Consider the following 16,570-nt stretch of genomic DNA (forward strand, 5'->3'; position numbering starts at 1 on the left):
CGCGCCGCGCAGCCGCGGGTCGATCGGGCCGCTCGGCTTGCTGACCGCGAGCGCGGCGGCCGGCAGCGCGTCGGTCAGCGTGTTCACCAGCAGCAGTTGGCGGGTGTTCAGCGGCGAGGTGCCGGTGATCGCACTGCCGATGATCGCGAAGATCACCTCGCCGGCATTGCCGCCGAGCAGCACCGACACCGCCGCCTGTACCCGCCGCCACAGCTGGCGTCCTTCGTCGATGGCAGCCAACAGCGCCTCGATGCGGCCGTCGACCAGCACCACGTCGGCCACCATGTGGGCCGGGTCGCTGCCGTGTGCAACCACCCCGATACCGACCGTGGCGGCCCGAATGGCGGCGGCGTCGTTGGCCCCGTCACCGACCATCGCGGTCCGCACACCGGCGTTCTCGAGCGTTTGAACAACCTGGACCTTGTTCTCTGGCGTCATCCGAGCGAAGATCACGCGCTCGTTCACGGCGCGCTCTTGGTCCTTGCGCGACAAGGACTCCCATTCGGCGCCGCTGATGACCTGTTCGGCGGTCACCGGCAGGCCGAGTTCGGCGGCGATGGCTTTCGCGGTGATCGGATGATCACCGGTGATCAGCTTGATGCCCACCGCTTGCCGGCGCAGGCTTGCGATCAGGCCGGCGGACTCCGCGCGCGGGGTGTCCGACAACCCGAGGAATCCCGCCAGGGTCAACCCGTCGGTACAGAACTCGACGATGGCTTCGGGGTTTTCCCGGATCACTTCGGCCTGTCGCGGGCTCAGCCGGCGCTGCGCCACCGCGATGACCCGCAACCCGTTGGCGGCCATTTCGGTGACCGTTCGTTCCATGACCGGGTCGACGTCGTCGCTGGCGGCCAACACCACTTCCGGCGCCCCCTTGACGGTCAGCTCACCGTCCGTGACCGAGGCCGAGAAGGACCTGCCGGACCGGAAGGGAAGGTGCGCGGTGCGTGCCAGGTCCCGACTGGGGGCCGCAACGGCTGCAGCTGCCTCGACGATCGCGACATCGGTGGCGTGCGCGTGTGGGTCGCCGTTCGACGCCGGCGCGGCATGCGCCGCGCAGCGCAGCACCTCATCGTCGGAGAACCCCGGCGCGGCGTGGACCTCGGCCACCCGCAGCCGGTTCTCGCTGAGCGTTCCGGTTTTGTCGAAGCAGACCACGTCGATGCGGCCGAGCGCTTCCACCGAACGCGGAACGCGGACCAGTGCGCCGAACTTGGTCAGCCGTCGCGCCGAGGCGGCCTGCGCGAGGGTCGCCACCAAGGGCATCCCCTCGGGAACCGCGGCGACCGCGATGGCAATGCCACTGGACACCGCGTGGATCAACTCGACGCGGCGCACCAGCCCGAGCGCGCCCACCACCGCACCGCCGGTCACGCTGACGGGGAGCGCTCGATTCGTGAGCTGGCCGAGCTGATGTTGCAGGCCGATGTCCGATGAGAGCTCTCCCGAGATGAGGTCTGCGGCGCGCCGCTGCTGGGTGTCGGGGCCGACCGCGGTCACCAGCGCGACCGCGGTGCCCGCCACAACGGTGGTCCCGGCGAACAGCATGCAGCGACGCTCGGCGAGCGGGGTCCCCGGCGTGGCCTCGACCTGCTTCTCCACCGACAGCGACTCGCCGGTGAGCGCGGACTCGTCGACCTCGACGTCGACCTCCTCGAGGATGCGGGCGTCGGCGGGCACCACCTCGTGGGTCCGCACCTCGATGACGTCGCCGGGCCGCAGTTGCTCCGCGATGACTTCGGTGTACGTCCGCTCACCGTCCGGCCCGGTGACCACCTTTCTGGCCGGCGGAGCCTGTTGAGCCAACAGTCGGTTCAGCCGGTTCTCGGCACGAAGCCGTTGGCTGGCGGCCAGGACGGAGTTTCCGGCCAATACCGAAAAGACCAACACCGCGTCGACGGGGGACCCGAGCACCGCGCTGGCCGCCGAGCCGAGCGCCATCACCGGGGTCAGCGGGTCGGACAATTCGGCCCGTACGGCCTTGACGAGCTGCCACGTTGCCTGCACGAGGGGTGTCTCGGCCAGTTGTACGGCCCGGCTGGTGGGCGCCGCAGGCTCCGCAGACGCCGCGGGGTCGGGCGGGGGTAATGCCCGACGGACCTGCTCGACCGACATCGCGTGCCATTCGCGGATGGCGGCAGGCCGCGGTGCGTCTGCGCGGATGATGCCGCGGGCCAACAGGTATCCCGAGAGGAGGCCGGCCGTCGCCCCGATGTTGACCGGTCCGGTCCCGAGGCCGCGGACACCGGGGATCATGAAAAGCGATCCCATGGCGGTCGCGCCCAGCGATAACCCGATGCCCTGCTGGGTCGCGGTCCTGGCAGCGGGCAGTGCGTGCAACACCCGCCAAGCGGCCCCAAGGTCGGGCAACAAGAGATCGGCGTTCCAGGGTGGCCGACTTTCATCTCCCTGCGGCATCATCCCCAGCGCCACGTCGGCGAATGAAATCGCTTGTGCGCCAGACGATGACAGCACCGCCACGAATTTACCCGCGCCGCGCAGGTCGGCCACCGCACGGGCGAGCGCGTCGTCGATGGATTGGCTTGCGTCGTTCGTCACGGGTCGCACTTCGTCGAACGCCGGCCGCAACTCGTCCAACGACTCGGCATCGACCGTGATCAGATCCGCGCCGGTGCGGTGTGCCTCGGCGACCACGGCCGAGGCCAGCGGATCGTGTGCGGGCAGAAACAGGGCTTCGGCCACCGAATTCGGCCGTTTGGAGGCTACCCCTGGCACGGGATGCCAGCCGGCGGACAAACCGCCTTTCTCGATCAGGAGTTGAGCACGGTTCCACGCGGCGGGCAACTCGTCCTTGTCGGCGCCACGGATGCGCGCCACCCGCAAGCCGTCGGTGCACAACACGCGGGGGTCGATGACGATCGCGTCGACCAGGTCCAGCCTGCGCAGCGCCTCCCGACGCAGCGGCAACACCGCGTGTCGATCGGCCAACCCGCGCCCCAGCGTGGCCGCGAACGCCTCGGGAGTGGTCCGGCTGGCCTTGGGCGCGGTCACCAGGATTGCGGTGGCGACCATGTTCACGTTGCGGGTGAGGGCGGCGATCAGCCCGGCGCTGAGCGCCTGCAGCAGCGCGAATTGTCCGGCGTGGCGTTCGGCGGGCCTGGACGGCCGCCCATGAATCGAGACCGGCTGGGTGGGCGGCTGGTCGGCGTGGCGCGCCAAGTCCGGTTCGTGCTTTTCCCAGACGCGCGCCTCGGCGCTGCATTCGGCGGCTTTCAGCGACTGCATCGCCAACCCCACCGTCAAGGAGGCCGGCGACAGCGTGATGGTCTGCGCGACCGTTGCGGCCAGCGCCAGCACGGAGTCGGTGGCGGGCCCCCCGATGCTGCCCTCGACCACTCGGCGCAGGGCGGGCTGGTATTCCACCAGCGAAACGACCGCCTGCACGGCGCTCGGGGCATGCGGCCACCGCAGGGCCCGTCCGGTGAGAGCTATGCCCAGGCCGGCGGCGGTGGCGGCCATGGTCACGGCTCTGGTCGCCAGCACCAAGCCGTCGCCCGGCAGACTTGCCGGAGGCGCCGCGGGTCTGACGGCTTTTTTTGAGTTGCAGCCCTTTTCGGCTCCGTCGACGATTCGGCAAAGGTCGCGCAGCGTGGCGTCCGGGCCGACGGCGACGACCACGCGCGACAACGGATGGTTCAGGCTGGCCGAGGTGACGCCGGGGTGGGCCCGGACCGCATCGAGCACGGCGCGCCCCAATTCGCCCGAGCCCGCGTCGTCGAGGCCGCGCACCTCGATCCAGGCGCGGCTCTCGCCCCGCCAGCAGCGCCGGCTCAGCGCTTCTCGGGGCAGGTCGCCGGCGAGCGCCCTGGCGCCTTCGCGCAGCGGAATCGCCGCGATGTCGAGGACTGTCGTGAGGGCCCGCAGCGGTGTCGATCGTTGTAACGACGTGACAATGCTCAAAGGGCGGCTCAGGCGGTTCTCAGTTGGTGCTGCGCAACTCGGCGGCGCCGGCACGGCGCCCGGTTGCCTTCTTGGCCGCCGGCTTGCCGGCGGCCTTCGCCGGCGTCACCTTCTTGGGCGCGGGTTCGGAGGGTACCGGCTTGAGGTTGGCCTTCGCCGGGGCCGGGCCCTCGGGCTTGCGCTGCATCCGGTGCAGCAACAACGCGCCGCCGCCGACCGCCAGCAACACCGGCCACTCGACCAGGCCCGCGACGCCGATCGCGCCCAGGGCCAACGCCGCCGCGGGCGTCGAATGACTGCCGCTGCTGATTCCGCGCTTGATGCCCTCCGCGGCTCCCGTTACGCCGCCGACGATTCCATTGACCGCGGCGCCGCCGACAGCACCCGCTGCCGCGGTGGTCGCGTCCGCCGCGCGACCCACGGTTTTGCCCACGTTGCGGACCGCACCGCCGACGNGGGCGGCCGCCGCTGCGCGCTCGAGCGCCCGGATGTCCGAGGTGCGCACCGGTGCGTCGGTCAGCGCCCGCAGCGCGACCACGTCGGCGGGCGCGAACTCGACCACCGCGCCCGTTTTCGTCCGCACCCGCACCACCGGGTCGACCGCCAGCAGGACTCCGACGGCATCTGTCAGCGGCGGGACCGACCCGGCGGGGCGCCGGTAGCGAACCGTCACCCGGGTTCCCGGGTCGGGCCACGAAACCATCAGTGACCGAACGGGTCCGGCCCCTCGCCCGGTAGCCATGACAGTCCCGGAACGCCCCAGCCGTGTGACTTCACGGCCCGTTTCGCGCTGCGGGCGTACCGGCCGATGAGGCGGTCCAGGTAGAGGAAGCCGTCCAGGTGGCCGGTTTCGTGCTGCAGCATCCGCGCGAACAGGCCGGTGCCCTCGATGGTCACCGGGCTGCCGTCGGCGTCGAGCCCGGTGACCCGCGCCCACTTCGCCCGGCCGGTGGGGAACGACTCGCCCGGGACCGACAGGCAGCCCTCTTCGTCGGTGCCCGGGTCGGGCATGGTCTCGGGTATGTCGGAGGTTTCCAGCACCGGGTTGATGACGACGCCGCGTTGGCGGTCGGTCAGGCCGCGGTCTTCGGCGCAGTCGTAGACGAAGAGCCGCAGCCCGTGCCCGATCTGGTTGGCGGCCAGGCCGACGCCGTGCGCGGCGTCCATGGTGTCGTACATGGTGGCGATCAACTCGGGCAGGTCGGCCGGCAGCGAGCCGTCGGCGCCGACGGGCACCGGCGCCGTCGGGGTGTGCAGGACGGGATCGCCCACGATGCGGATGGGTACGACTGCCATGGTCGGAAAGCTTAGGCGGGTGGATGATGTGGGCCGGGGGGAGCCGGGGGAACCGCGGCCAATCGGCCGACTCGCGGGTCTGCATTACGGCTTGAGGGTTCGCGGCGTGGTTCAATATTCGCCGAAACATGCCCCAATGTATGAGTCATTCGAACACGTTGAGCATCGCCGGAAGGGTCCAGGGGAAGCAATATGGACAGCGCCATGGCGCGGGCAAATCGATCGGGGGACGACGCTGACATCGCCGATGGCCTCACCCGCCGTGAACACGACATCCTGGCGTTCGAACGCCAGTGGTGGAAGTACGCCGGGGTCAAGGAAGACGCCATCAAAGAGTTGTTCTCGATGTCGGCGACGCGTTACTACCAGGTGCTCAACGCGTTAGTCGATCGACCCGAGGCGCTGGCCGCCGACCCGATGCTGGTGAAGCGGCTGCGGCGGCTGCGCGCCAGCCGGCAAAAGGCGCGGGCCGCCCGCCGCCTCGGCTTCGAGGTGACCTAACTCGCTACAGTGGGCTCGATGAAAGAGCGCGTTCCCGATTCCACGGGGCTGCCCCTCCGGGCCATGGTGATGGTGCTGTTGTTCCTGGGCGTCATCTTCCTGTTGCTCGGTTGGCAGGCGCTGAGTTCCTCCGGAAAGTCCGATGACGACTCGGCGTCGGCCGTCTCCAGCGCGACCAGCAGCGTCAGCTCGTCGGCGACCACCAGCAGCGCCCCGGCGAACCAGGCCGAGGTTCGCGTCTACAACATCTCTAACAAAGAGGGCGTCGCCGCGCGGACCAAGGATCAGCTGACGGCCGCCGGTTTCAAGGTGACCGACGTCGGTAACCTGCCGCTGTCCGATGTGTCGGCCACCACCGTCTACTACACCGACGCCGACGGTGAGCACGCCACCGCCGACGCGGTGGGCAAGAACCTGGGAGCGCCCGTCCAGCCGCGCATTCCGGCGCTGAGTGGCCAGCCGCCCGGCGTCATCGTCCTGGTGACGGGCTGACGTTGGCGCTGCTCCAATTTCGGGGGCCGTCCGGCTAGGCTTCGGCTATGCCCAAGCACCGCGATGCCACCGCCGTGATCACGTCCGCTCTCGCTGCGGGAGCCTGTGTCGCGCTGGTGGGTGCCTGCTCGTCGCCGCAGCACGCGTCGCAGGTCCCCGGCACCACGCCGGCGATCTGGACCGGGGCGAGCGCGCCGTCGCCCACCTCGGGCACCGACGGTGCCGAGCAGCAGCCGGCGGGGCAGAGCCTGACCACGCAACTGAAGACGCCCGACGGCATTCAGGTCGCGACCGCGAAGTTCGATTTCAGCAACGGCTACGCCACCATCACCATCGCGACGTCCGGCCCGGGGCACCTCACGCCCGGCTTCCATGGGGTGCACATCCACAAGGTGGGCAAGTGCGAGCCGAATTCGACGGCCCCGACCGGCGGCGCGCCCGGCGACTTCCTGTCCGCCGGTGGCCACTTCCAGGCGCCCGGGCATTCCGCCGAGCCGGCCAGCGGCGACCTGACGTCGCTTCAGGTCCGCAAGGACGGCGTGGGCATGCTGGTGACCACCACGGACGCGTTCGCCATGGAGGACCTGACGTCCGGCGAAAAGACGGCGATCGTCATTCACGCCGGCGCCGACAACTTCGCCAACATTCCGCCGGAGCGCTACAGCCAGACCAACGGAACGCCGGGTCCAGACCAGATGACGATGACGACCGGTGACGCCGGCAAGCGGGTGGCGTGCGGTGTCATCGGCGCCGGCTAGCAGGTCGCGAACCCGCATCGATTTCGCCCCCTCGCCGCGGCCGACGATCGGCGTGGAGTGGGAGTTCGCGCTCGTCGACGCGCAGACCCGCGACCTGAGCAACGAGGCCACCGCGGTCATCGCCGAGATCGGCGAAAACCCGCGCGTGCACAAGGAATTGCTGCGCAACACCGTCGAGGTGGTCAGCGGCATCTGTGACTGCACCGCCCAGGCGATGCAAGACCTGGGCGAGACGCTGCGCCCGGCCCGCCAGGTCGTCCGGGCCCGCGGCATGGAGCTGTTCTGCGCGGGCACCCATCCGTTCGCCCGGTGGTCCGCCCAGAAGCTGACCGACGCCCCGCGCTACGCCGAGCTGATCAAACGCACCCAGTGGTGGGGCCGCCAGATGATGATCTGGGGGGTGCACGTCCACGTCGGGATCTCGTCGGCGAACAAGGTGATGCCGATCATGACCTCGCTGCTGAAGTACTACCCGCACCTGCTGGCGCTGTCGGCGTCGTCGCCGTGGTGGGGCGGGGAGGACACCGGATACGCCAGCAACCGCGCCATGATGTTTCAGCAGCTGCCGACCGCCGGGTTGCCGTTTCACTTCCAGAGGTGGTCGGAGTTCGAGGGCTTCGTGCACGATCAGAAGAAGACCGGCATCATCGATCACATGGACGAAATCCGTTGGGATATCAGGCCTTCGCCGCATCTCGGCACGCTCGAGGTGCGGGTCTGCGACGGCGTGTCCAACCTGCGCGAGCTTGGCGCGCTGGTCGCGCTGACGCATTGCCTGATCGTCGACCTGGACCGCCGGCTCGACGCCGGCGAGACGCTGCCCACCATGCCTCCGTGGCACGTGCAGGAGAACAAGTGGCGCGCCGCCCGCTACGGGCTGGACGCGGTGATCATCCTGGACGCCGAGAGCAACGAGCGGCTGGTCACCGAGGACCTCGACGACGTGCTGACCAGGCTGGAGCCTGTCGCCAAGTCGCTGCAGTGCGTCGACGAGCTGCGCGCGGTGGCCGACATCGTGGCCCACGGCGCGTCCTATCAGCGCCAGCGGCGGGTGGCCGAGGAACACGACGGCGACCTGCGCGCGGTGGTCGACGCGCTGGTGGCGGAGCTGGACATCTGATGGCGGATCCCGAACCCGTTCAGCGGGCGATGTTCCCGCTCGAGTCGGCGTTGCTGCCCGGCGAGGAGCTGCCGTTGCGCATCTTCGAGCCCCGCTACGGGGCGCTGGTGCGGCGCTGCCTGGACGAAGGCGAACCGTTCGGCGTCGTGCTGATCGCGCGGGGCCGCGAGGTCGGCGGCGGCGATTCGCGTTGCGACGTCGGCGTGCTGTGCTGGATCGCCGAACATGCCGACCTCGGTGCGGGCCGATACGCGTTGTGCTGCCGGACCGGCGAGCGGTTCCGGGTGCGCGAGTGGCTGCCCGACGATCCGTACCCGCGCGCGACGGTGACCTTGTGGCCCGACGAGCCGGGCGAGCCGGTGACCGCCGCGCAGCTGGTCGAACTCGAGGACCGGGTGATGGCGTTGTTCGAGCGGATCGCCGCGGCCCGCGATGCCCGGTTGCCCGAGCGCGACGAGCTCCTGGGNTGCGCGGGGGCCTGCCCGACGGTCCGTACCCGCGCGGGACGGTGACCTGGTGGCCGGAGGAGGCGGGCGAGCCGGTGACCGCCGCGCAGCTGGTCGAACTCGAGGACCGGGTGATGGCGTTGTTCGAGCGGATCGCCGCGGCCCGCGATGCCCGGTTGCCCGAGCGCGACGAGCTCCTGGGCCGCGGCGCGGGCGATCCCGGGCAACGGCTGTTCGAGTTGGCGTCTCGCATCCCGATCGGCACGGCCGACCGCTACAGCGTGCTGTCGGCGCCGTCGGCCGCCGATCGATTCGCGGCGCTCGATGAGGCCGTCGACGCGCTTGCCGACATGGTGGAGTTCCAGCTGTCCGAATAGGGGGCGACGTGATGAGCGCCGACGTGACTGTCGACATCAACGAGGGCGTGGCGGTGCTGACGCTGAATCGCCCCGACCATCTCAACGCCTACACCGCCGACATGGGCCGGCTGCTGAGCCGGGCCTACCGGGAGTGCGACGGCGACGACGCCGTGCGCGCCCTCGTGGTGACCGGGGCGGGCCGCGCCTTCTGTGTGGGAGCGGACTTCTCCGGCAACATTTCGCCGTTCGACTCCCCGGCGGCCGACAGCGGGTTCTCGGCGTCGCCGATCGACCCGGCCGCCTTCGAGTTGCGCAAGCCGGTGATCGCCGCCCTCAACGGCCACGCGATCGGCATCGGCCTGACGATCGCGCTGCAGGCCGACATCCGCATCGTCGCCGAAGACGCCAAATACGGTGTGGTGCAAGTGCGCCGGGGAGTGATCCCCGACTGCGCGTCGCACTGGACGCTGGCGCATCTGGCCACCCTGGGGGTGGCCGCGGAGCTGCTGCTGACGGGGCGCACCTTCACCGGCGCCGAGGCGGTCGCGCTCGGCGTCGCGAATCGGGCGCTGCCCGCCGAGCGGGTGCTCGACCACGCCCTGGACATGGCGCGCGACATCGCGGCCCACGTGGCCCCGATGTCGGCGGCGTTGTGCAAGCGGCTGCTGTGGGACACCGCGATCAACAACTACAGCCCGCGGCAGGTCGCGTCGCTGGAAACCCAGCTGCACCAACGCGTGATGGGCACCGCCGACACCCGCGAGGGGGTCACCGCGTTCCTGGATCGCCGGCCGCCGCGGTTCAGCTCGCGGCTTTCGGCCGATTGGCGGGAACTGCCGGAGCCGTGAGTCACTGGCGATCGCCGAGCGTGCGTTGGTGCGCGTGATTGTGAACCCGCGGCGGGAATTCGGTCGAAATACCGCCCTGTGCGCACACTCGAATACCCGAGTGCACGCCCCATTCACGCTCTGTCGCAACACTTCTCGGAGATGACCCACCAGTCGGCCGCGCGCTGCTCGTCGCGCGCGTAGGGCGCGACCGCGTCGCTGACGCGGCAGTCCTGCAGGTACAGGGCGCCCCTGCCCGCCAGCTCCGGGCTGACCGCCGCCCACACCTGGGTGGCCGCGCCCTGCTCGGGTGTGACGAGGTCGAGGGCGCCGCCGCGGGCGGCGGCCATCGCGCGCAGCCGGGCGAAGTCGGCGCGGGACATGTAGCGGGCCAGTGACGTCGCCACGGTGCCGGGGTGCACGGCGTAGGCGCGGATTCCCGACTCCCGCAGCCGCCGGTCCGCCTCGACGACGTGGAGAATGTTCGCGGTCTTGGACGCGCCGTATGCGACGAACTTGTCGTATTCCCTGCTTTCCCAGTTGGGGTCGTCGAAGTCGACGTCACCCATGACGTGGCCTCCCGAGGACAGGGCGACGATGCGCGCGCTTCCCGCGGCCGCCAGTTGCGCGACGAGCAGGCGGGTGAGCTCGAAGTGCCCGAAATGGTTGGTGCCGATTTGGGTTTCGAAACCGTCGCGGGTCCGGCCGAACGGGGTGAACATGACGCCGGCGTTGTTCATCAGGACGTCGATCACCGGCGCGATGTCGCCGATCGCGCTCGCCGCCGCGCGAACGCCGGCCAACGCGGTGAGGTCGAGCGGCACCGCCGAGATCCGGGCGCCGGGCGCCTCGCCCGCTATCCACCGGGCCGTCTGCGCCAGGGCGTCGGGGTCGCGTGCGGTCAGGACGACGTGCGCGCCGGCGGCGGCCAGCGCCCGTGCCGACTCGCGGCCCAAGCCGGAGGAGGCGCCCGTGATCACGCAGGTCTTGCCCGACAGGTCGATTCCGTCGACGACCCGCAGGGCGGTGGGGCGTTGCGTCATGCTCGATGACAGTAGCGCTAGCTCCCCGGGTTGAGCTCCAACGTCACCGTGTCGGCGGCGGGCTCGGCCGGTGCGGCCCGTTTTCGATGCCGATGCCACCGATGACGGCGCGGGTGAAGAACGAGGCCGCGCGCCACCTGGCAGCAGCATGGCCGCCTCGGCGAGCAGGTGGCCGTGAACGATCCATTGCTGGGAGCGCAGGGCCAGACTCACCACCATCCCATCGAGGATCTGCGCGGCCGTGGTCATCGCGGCGACTCGTCGTTCACGGGACCCTTCTCCATGTTAGGCAGGCGCGACGGGGTTACGGCGACGTGGTCACGACCGAACGGGCCAAAGATTTCAAGCCTGTGCCGCAATGCGTTTCACGAGTTGCGGCGCCACGTCCCGATGTAGCGGTCCGATCACGGCCCAGACCGTTCGGGCGGCGATTTTGTGGCCGTAATGCACCCGGGTGGTGAGCATGGCCCGGCCGTCCCGGCGGCGCAGCGTCAACTCGCCGCGCATGAGCGGACCGCCCGTCGTCAGCACGACCTCGTCGCGATCCGAACGCGTGATCGCCCAGCCGATGATGTGCTGGGGCGAGGAATACGGGCCCAGCCGAAATCTCAGGACGTGCCGGTGAATCCAGAGGACCCACCTTCCGCCCGCGCCCGGCCGATCGCCCACGGCGTCGCGGAAAGCCTGCTCGGCGGTGCGCGAATCGCCCCGAGCCATCGGCACTTCGAAGACGTCGGTGTAATCGGCTCCGGTCGCCGTCACCGCGATGCGGTTCAGCGTCCACCGCACCGCGACGCGGTGAGCGCCGGTGCCGATGACGAGGGCGCGATAGACCTTGCCGTGGATGCCGGGGAAGCCGGCCCACGTCAGCGCGCGCAGCCGGGTGCGGTGCGCCGACTCGGCTTCCAACTCGAACACCCAGCGATAAACCGCGAACGGGTGGCGGCCTTTCAGCGCGAACCGCTCGGGTGCGGTTGCCTCGTCCAACACGAATCCGGCCGGGACGGTCGACGGGTCATGCGGGTCGCGGCACATCACCAGCAGCAGCGCCGACCACGTGTCTTCGCGATTCGCGTCGACGGTTGTGGCATGCTCATCGATATAGGGTAATCGTTTCATATAGAAGGAATGTACTAGATCATGGCGCCACCGCGGAAGCACGAAACCGATGTGATCCTCGACGCAGCCCGCGCGCTGGTGCTCGACGGCGGGCCGCGCGCCGCGAGCGTCGCGGCGATATCGAAGGCGAGCGGCGCGCCCGCCGGCACCCTGTATCACCGGTTCGGCAACCGCGACGGCATCTTGACGGCGGCGTGGCTGCGGGCGCTGGAACGCTTTCAGGCGCGGGCGATGGCCGCCGACGGTGCTCCCCCCGCCGACACCGCGGTGGCGATGGCCGTGGCCGGCATCGGTTTCGCGCGCGAACTTCCCGACGACGCCCGGCTGTTGCTGACGATCCGCCCGGGAGACCTGCTCGACGGCGAGCCGGACGCGGCCTTCCGCGAGACGCTCGCCGCCATGAACGCGCCGCTGAGCGCGCGGGTCGCGGTCCTGGCGCGGCAACTGTATGGGCGTGGCGACCGACGCTCGGTCGACGCCGTCGCGCGAGCGGTCGCGGATCTGCCGTATGCGGTGGTGCGGCGCCATGCGCGCGACGAGCCGATGCCGAAATGGCTGGAGGCCGACGTCGCGGCGTCGGCGCGGGCGATGCTAGAGAGCTTTCGCGAACGTGCGTAGGGCGTCCACCTGCGCGGGATCCAGCGACGGGCGCACGATCTTGTGGGCGGCCGCGAGGTCGGCGGCCGTCACGTCGGAGGCGTCGATGGATCGCCGCATCGCGCCCAGCGCCGCCTCCCGCAGCAGGGCGACGCAGTCGGCGGCGCTGTAGCCGTCCAGCCCGGCGGCCACCTCGTCGAGGTCGACGTCGTCGCTCAGCGGGATGGATTTGCCTGCGGTGCGCAGGATTTCGCCCCGGGCCGCGGCGTCGGGCGGCTCGACGAACACCCGCCGCTCCAGCCGGCCGGGCCGCAGCAGGGCGGGGTCGATCAGGTCGGGCCGGTTGGTGGCGCCCAGCACCACGACGTCGCGCAGCGGGTCGATCCCGTCCAGCTCGGTCAGCAGCGCGGCCACCACCCGGTCGGTCACGCCGGAGTCAAAGCTTTGGCCTCGCCGGGGCGCCAGCGCGTCCACCTCGTCGAGGAAAATCAGCGACGGCGCCGAGTCCCGGGCCCGCCGAAACAGTTCGCGCACCGCCCTTTCCGAGCTGCCCACCCACTTGTCCATCAGCTCGGAGCCCTTGACCGCGTGTACGGACAGTTGGCCGGTGCTGGCCAGGGCGCGGACCACGAACGTCTTGCCGCACCCGGGTGGGCCGTACAGCAGCACCCCGCGCGGCGGCTCGACGCCCAGCCGGGCGAACGTGTCGGGATGCCGCAGCGGCCACAACACCGCCTCGGTCAGGGCCTGCCTGGCCTCGGCCATGTCGCCCACGTCGTCAAGCGTGACGTTCCCGATGGTCAATTCCGCACTGGCCGACCGGGACAACGGCCGGATGACGGTCAGCGCGCCGACGAGGTCGTCCTGGCTCAGCTTGGGCGGTTGGCCGTCGGCGCTGGCCCGGGACGCCGCCCGCAGCGCGGCCTCGCGGACCAGCGCGGCCAGGTCGGCGACGACGAAACCCGGTGTGCGTGCTGCGATTTCGTCGAGCTGCAGATCGCCGGTGGGCACCGGCTTGAGCAGCGCCTCCAGCAGCGCCTTGCGGGTGCCGCCGTCGGGGAGCGGCAGGCCCAGCTCGCGGTCGCACAGGTCGGGCGCGCGCAGCCTGGCATCGAGCTGGTCCGGGTGTGCGGAGGTGGCGATCAACGCGACGCCACCGGTGGCGACGGCGGTGCGCAGCTCGCCCAGGATCAGGGCGGCCACCGGCTCGGCGGTGGCGGGCAACAGCGCGTCGACGTCGTCGATCAGCAGGACGCCCCCGCCGTCGCGAACCTTTTGCACCGCCGCGGCAACCGCTTTCAGCCGATCGTCGGCGCCCAGCGCGCCCACCTCGGGCCCGTCGAGCTCGATCAGCCTGCGCCCGTCGCACACCGCGCGCACCAGCGTCACCTTGCCCACGCCGGCCGGCCCCGACACCAGCACCCCGAGGTTGGTGCCGGCACCCAGGCTCTTCAGCAGGTGCGGTTCGTCCAGCGAGAGCTTGAGCCATTCGGCGAGCTTGGCGGCCTGCGGCTGCGAGCCCTTGAGCTCTTCGATGAGGATCTCGGGGGTGCCGGTGGTCAGTTGTTCGTGCGACCCGGGAATCCCGGCCGGGGCCCCGGTTCCCCAGCTGACCAACGAGTTCGGCTGTACGCTGACCGGTCCCTCGGGATCGACGCCGGTGACGGTCAACAGCTCCGAGGTCCAGCTGATCCCGACCGAGGCCGCCAGCGCCCGGGTGGCAGCCGACGTCGAGGTCCCGGGTCCCAGGTCGCGTGGCAGCAGCGACACGGCGTCGCCGACGGTCATCACCTTGCCCAGCAACGCCTGCCGCAGCGTGACCGGCGTGATCGAGTTGACGGCCATCGACGAGCCGGACAGCGTCACCGACCGCGCGCCGTACACGGTGACCGGGCCGACGATCACCGCGGTGCCCTCCCGCAGGCCGGCATTGGACAGCGTCACGTCGTCGAGCAANCGGGCGGCTCGACGAACACCCGCCGCTCCAGCCGGCCGGGCCGCAGCAGGGCGGGGTCGATCAGGTCGGGCCGGTTGGTGGCGCCCAGCACCACGACGTCGCGCAGCGGGTCGATCCCGTCCAGCTCGGTCAGCAGCGCGGCCACCACCCGGTCGGTCACGCCGGAGTCAAAGCTTTGGCCTCGCCGGGGCGCCAGCGCGTCCACCTCGTCGAGGAAAATCAGCGACGGCGCCGAGTCCCGGGCCCGCCGAAACAGTTCGCGCACCGCCCTTTCCGAGCTGCCCACCCACTTGTCCATCAGCTCGGAGCCCTTGACCGCGTGTACGGACAGTTGGCCGGTGCTGGCCAGGGCGCGGACCACGAACGTCTTGCCGCACCCGGGTGGGCCGTACAGCAGCACCCCGCGCGGCGGCTCGACGCCCAGCCGGGCGAACGTGTCGGGATGCCGCAGCGGCCACAACACCGCCTCGGTCAGGGCCTGCCTGNGGCTTCCGCAGCCCCACCCGCGTCAGCGACCGGCGGCTCGGCTGCGACCGGCGGTTCGCGCGCCGCAGGGCGCGCTGCTGCTTGGGCTGGTCGCCCCACACCTCGGGATGCCTGTCCAGCCAGCGCTTGTTGCGCACGGCGAACGGGACGTGGCACAGGTACGCGACGATGATCACCCAGATCGTGATGAAGGGTTGCAACACCGCGGCGGCGGCGAAGACCACCAGCACCAGCAGCACCGCGGTGGCGTAGTTCGGCGGCACCCGCACGGCGTGCATCTTTTTCATCGGGATCCCGCTGACCATCAGCATCGACGTCCCGGTCACCCAGATGCACAGGAACCACACCGAGGTCCACCAGCCCTCACCGAACTGCAGCTTGAGCCCCATCAGGCCGATCATCGAGACCGCGCCCGCCGGTGCGGGCATCCCGACGAAGAACTCGTGCGCGTAGGCGGGCTGGGCCCCGTCGTCGGCCAGCGCGTTGTAGCGCGCCAGCCGCAGCACGACGCACACCGCGTACAGCAGCACCACCACCCAACCGATCGGCCACTTCGACAGCATCGACACGTAGAGCACCAGCGCGGGTGTCACCCCGAAATTCACCGCGTCGGCCAGCGAGTCGATCTCCGCGCCCATCCGCGACTGGGCGTCGAGCATGCGGGCCACCCGGCCGTCGAGCCCGTCCAGGATGGCGGCGGCGACGATCAGCGCCATCGCGGGCACCGGCTGGTGCAACAGGGCGAACCGGATGGAGGTCAGCCCCGCGCAGATGGACAGGACCGTCATCGCGCTGGGCAGGATCTGCAGGTTCACCGCCCGCCTGCCGCGGGGCTTGTCGGTCATGTCAGCTCGGCCAACACGGTCTCGCCGCCGACCGCGCGCTGGCCGACCGTGACCAACGGTTCCGTCCCGGGCGGAAGGTAGGTGTCCAGCCGGGAGCCGAACCGGATCAGGCCGTACGTCTCACCGATCGTCAGCTTGTCCCCGACGTGTGCGTCGCAGATGATGCGGCGCGCCAGCAGTCCCGCGATCTGCACCGCCACCACGTCGGCGCCCGTATCGGTCCGGATCCGCAGGCTGGTGCGCTCGTTCTCGGTGCTGGCCGCGGCCAGGTCGGCCGACCCGAAACGGCCCGGCCGGTGCTGCACGGCGATCACCTCGCCGCTCACCGGGGCCCGCTGCACGTGGGCGTCCAGCAGCGACAGGAAGATGCTGACCCGCGGCAACGGGGCGTCGCCCATGCTCAATTCGGCGGGCGGGGCCGCCGAGTCGATCACGCAGATCTCGCCGTCGGCGGGCGCCACGACCGCGCCGGGCCGGGTGGGCGGCACCCGCTTGGGGTGACGGAAGAACCCCGCGCAGGCGCCGGCGGCCAGCAGGCCCGCTCGTCGCACCCAGCGGTGCCTGCGGCCGACGAGGGCGGTCGCCAGGCCGGCGGCGACGAACGGTCGGCCGGCCGGATGAACGGGCGGAACGGCGGAGCGCACCAACTCGAGGGCATGCTGCGGGCTGAAGTCCGGGTCCTCGGCGCTGGGGCCCACGGTGCGGGGGCGTCTTGCCACGCGGCCATCTTACGGAGCCTGGACGGTGGCCGGATACGCCGCCGCGGGCGCGGGCGATGGTCGCCGCCGCCGGCGTCGCGATCC

Annotated in this window: 12 protein-coding genes and 6 pseudogenes; 8 read left to right on the forward strand and 10 right to left on the reverse strand. The window is 70.9% G+C overall.

Going from position 1 to position 16,570, the window contains the following annotated elements; genetic code table 11:
- The 4 genes and pseudogenes from BN4348_RS58205 to BN4348_RS58220 all read right to left on the reverse strand — a co-directional run.
- Positions 1–3,921: HAD-IC family P-type ATPase (locus BN4348_RS58205; RefSeq protein ID WP_066917643.1), on the reverse strand; the 3,921-nt coding region annotated here is incomplete at its 3' end.
- 19 nt (positions 3,922–3,940) lie between these two features.
- Positions 3,941–4,354, reverse strand: a complete 414-nt coding sequence (locus tag BN4348_RS58210; RefSeq protein ID WP_066917668.1) for a hypothetical protein — start codon at positions 4,352–4,354, stop codon at positions 3,941–3,943.
- A gap of 15 nt (positions 4,355–4,369) precedes the next feature.
- A pseudogene (locus tag BN4348_RS62050) lies at positions 4,370–4,624 on the reverse strand (putative acetyltransferase); the annotation flags it as partial.
- Entirely contained in the window at positions 4,624–5,217 is a 594-nt protein-coding gene (locus BN4348_RS58220) for a peptide deformylase (protein WP_066917644.1), read from the reverse strand. The gene BN4348_RS58220 and the pseudogene BN4348_RS62050, both read right to left, overlap by 1 nt.
- A 192-nt stretch (positions 5,218–5,409) precedes the next feature.
- Between BN4348_RS58220 and BN4348_RS58225 the strand changes: the two genes are divergently transcribed.
- From BN4348_RS58225 to BN4348_RS58255, 7 genes and pseudogenes are all read left to right on the forward strand, one after another.
- Positions 5,410–5,718, forward strand: coding sequence for a DUF3263 domain-containing protein (locus tag BN4348_RS58225; RefSeq protein ID WP_066917645.1), 309 nt, complete (start codon positions 5,410–5,412; stop codon positions 5,716–5,718).
- 18 nt (positions 5,719–5,736) lie between these two features.
- On the forward strand, positions 5,737–6,210 hold the full coding sequence (locus tag BN4348_RS58230) for a LytR C-terminal domain-containing protein (RefSeq protein ID WP_066917646.1): 474 nt from the start codon (positions 5,737–5,739) through the stop codon (positions 6,208–6,210).
- A gap of 47 nt (positions 6,211–6,257) precedes the next feature.
- Positions 6,258–6,968, forward strand: coding sequence for a superoxide dismutase[Cu-Zn] (sodC, locus tag BN4348_RS58235; RefSeq protein WP_066917647.1), 711 nt, complete (start codon positions 6,258–6,260; stop codon positions 6,966–6,968).
- Complete coding sequence (locus tag BN4348_RS58240; RefSeq protein WP_084454740.1) at positions 6,949–8,088, forward strand: glutamate--cysteine ligase; 1,140 nt, start codon at positions 6,949–6,951, stop codon at positions 8,086–8,088. The genes sodC and BN4348_RS58240 overlap by 20 nt, the downstream gene beginning before the upstream one ends.
- A pseudogene (locus BN4348_RS58245) lies at positions 8,088–8,552 on the forward strand (LON peptidase substrate-binding domain-containing protein); the annotation flags it as partial. The gene BN4348_RS58240 and the pseudogene BN4348_RS58245, both read left to right, overlap by 1 nt.
- A gap of 197 nt (positions 8,553–8,749) precedes the next feature.
- Positions 8,750–8,911 (forward strand): annotated as a pseudogene (locus BN4348_RS63025) (LON peptidase substrate-binding domain-containing protein); the annotation flags it as partial.
- An 11-nt stretch (positions 8,912–8,922) separates the two neighbouring features.
- Complete coding sequence (locus BN4348_RS58255; RefSeq protein WP_066917649.1) at positions 8,923–9,741, forward strand: enoyl-CoA hydratase-related protein; 819 nt, start codon at positions 8,923–8,925, stop codon at positions 9,739–9,741.
- Positions 9,742–9,854: 113 nt separating this feature from the next.
- On the opposite strand, the gene BN4348_RS58260 is transcribed toward BN4348_RS58255, so the two are convergent.
- The gene (locus BN4348_RS58260; RefSeq protein ID WP_066917650.1) at positions 9,855–10,763 is read right to left on the reverse strand and encodes an SDR family NAD(P)-dependent oxidoreductase; all 909 of its coding nucleotides are present in this window, start codon (positions 10,761–10,763) and stop codon (positions 9,855–9,857) included.
- 342 nt (positions 10,764–11,105) lie between these two features.
- On the reverse strand, positions 11,106–11,882 hold the full coding sequence (locus tag BN4348_RS58265; RefSeq protein WP_066917651.1) for a DUF2867 domain-containing protein: 777 nt from the start codon (positions 11,880–11,882) through the stop codon (positions 11,106–11,108).
- Positions 11,883–11,903: 21 nt separating this feature from the next.
- Between BN4348_RS58265 and BN4348_RS58270 the strand changes: the two genes are divergently transcribed.
- Positions 11,904–12,500 carry a TetR/AcrR family transcriptional regulator gene (locus BN4348_RS58270; RefSeq protein ID WP_066917652.1) on the forward strand — a complete coding sequence of 199 codons (597 nt, stop codon included), beginning with the start codon at positions 11,904–11,906 and terminating at the stop codon, positions 12,498–12,500.
- On the opposite strand, the pseudogene BN4348_RS58275 reads toward BN4348_RS58270, so the two are convergent.
- The 4 genes and pseudogenes from BN4348_RS58275 to BN4348_RS58290 all read right to left on the reverse strand — a co-directional run.
- Positions 12,474–14,438: pseudogene (locus BN4348_RS58275) on the reverse strand (AAA family ATPase); the annotation flags it as partial. The gene BN4348_RS58270 and the pseudogene BN4348_RS58275 overlap by 27 nt on opposite strands.
- Positions 14,438–14,926: pseudogene (locus BN4348_RS58280) on the reverse strand (AAA family ATPase); the annotation flags it as partial. The pseudogenes BN4348_RS58275 and BN4348_RS58280, both read right to left, overlap by 1 nt.
- Positions 14,925–15,767, reverse strand: a pseudogene (pssA, locus tag BN4348_RS58285) (CDP-diacylglycerol--serine O-phosphatidyltransferase); the annotation flags it as partial. The pseudogenes pssA and BN4348_RS58280, both read right to left, overlap by 2 nt.
- Positions 15,764–16,486 carry a phosphatidylserine decarboxylase gene (locus BN4348_RS58290; protein ID WP_066917653.1) on the reverse strand — a complete coding sequence of 241 codons (723 nt, stop codon included), beginning with the start codon at positions 16,484–16,486 and terminating at the stop codon, positions 15,764–15,766. The pseudogene pssA and the gene BN4348_RS58290, both read right to left, overlap by 4 nt.
- Positions 16,487–16,570 lie beyond the last annotated feature (84 nt).

This window comes from Mycobacterium interjectum, from assembly GCF_900078675.2.
In the GTDB taxonomy this organism is placed as follows: domain Bacteria; phylum Actinomycetota; class Actinomycetes; order Mycobacteriales; family Mycobacteriaceae; genus Mycobacterium; species Mycobacterium interjectum.

Coding starts and splice junctions, on each gene's coding strand:
- BN4348_RS58270 (WP_066917652.1), top strand. CDS start 11,904: ATGGCGCCACCGCGGAAGCACGAAACCGATGTGATCCTCGACGCAGCC.
- sodC (WP_066917647.1), top strand. CDS start 6,258: ATGCCCAAGCACCGCGATGCCACCGCCGTGATCACGTCCGCTCTCGCT.
- BN4348_RS58220 (WP_066917644.1), bottom strand. CDS start 5,217: ATGGCAGTCGTACCCATCCGCATCGTGGGCGATCCCGTCCTGCACACC.
- BN4348_RS58230 (WP_066917646.1), top strand. CDS start 5,737: ATGAAAGAGCGCGTTCCCGATTCCACGGGGCTGCCCCTCCGGGCCATG.
- BN4348_RS58255 (WP_066917649.1), top strand. CDS start 8,923: ATGAGCGCCGACGTGACTGTCGACATCAACGAGGGCGTGGCGGTGCTG.
- BN4348_RS58225 (WP_066917645.1), top strand. CDS start 5,410: ATGGACAGCGCCATGGCGCGGGCAAATCGATCGGGGGACGACGCTGAC.
- BN4348_RS58265 (WP_066917651.1), bottom strand. CDS start 11,882: ATGAAACGATTACCCTATATCGATGAGCATGCCACAACCGTCGACGCG.
- BN4348_RS58260 (WP_066917650.1), bottom strand. CDS start 10,763: ATGACGCAACGCCCCACCGCCCTGCGGGTCGTCGACGGAATCGACCTG.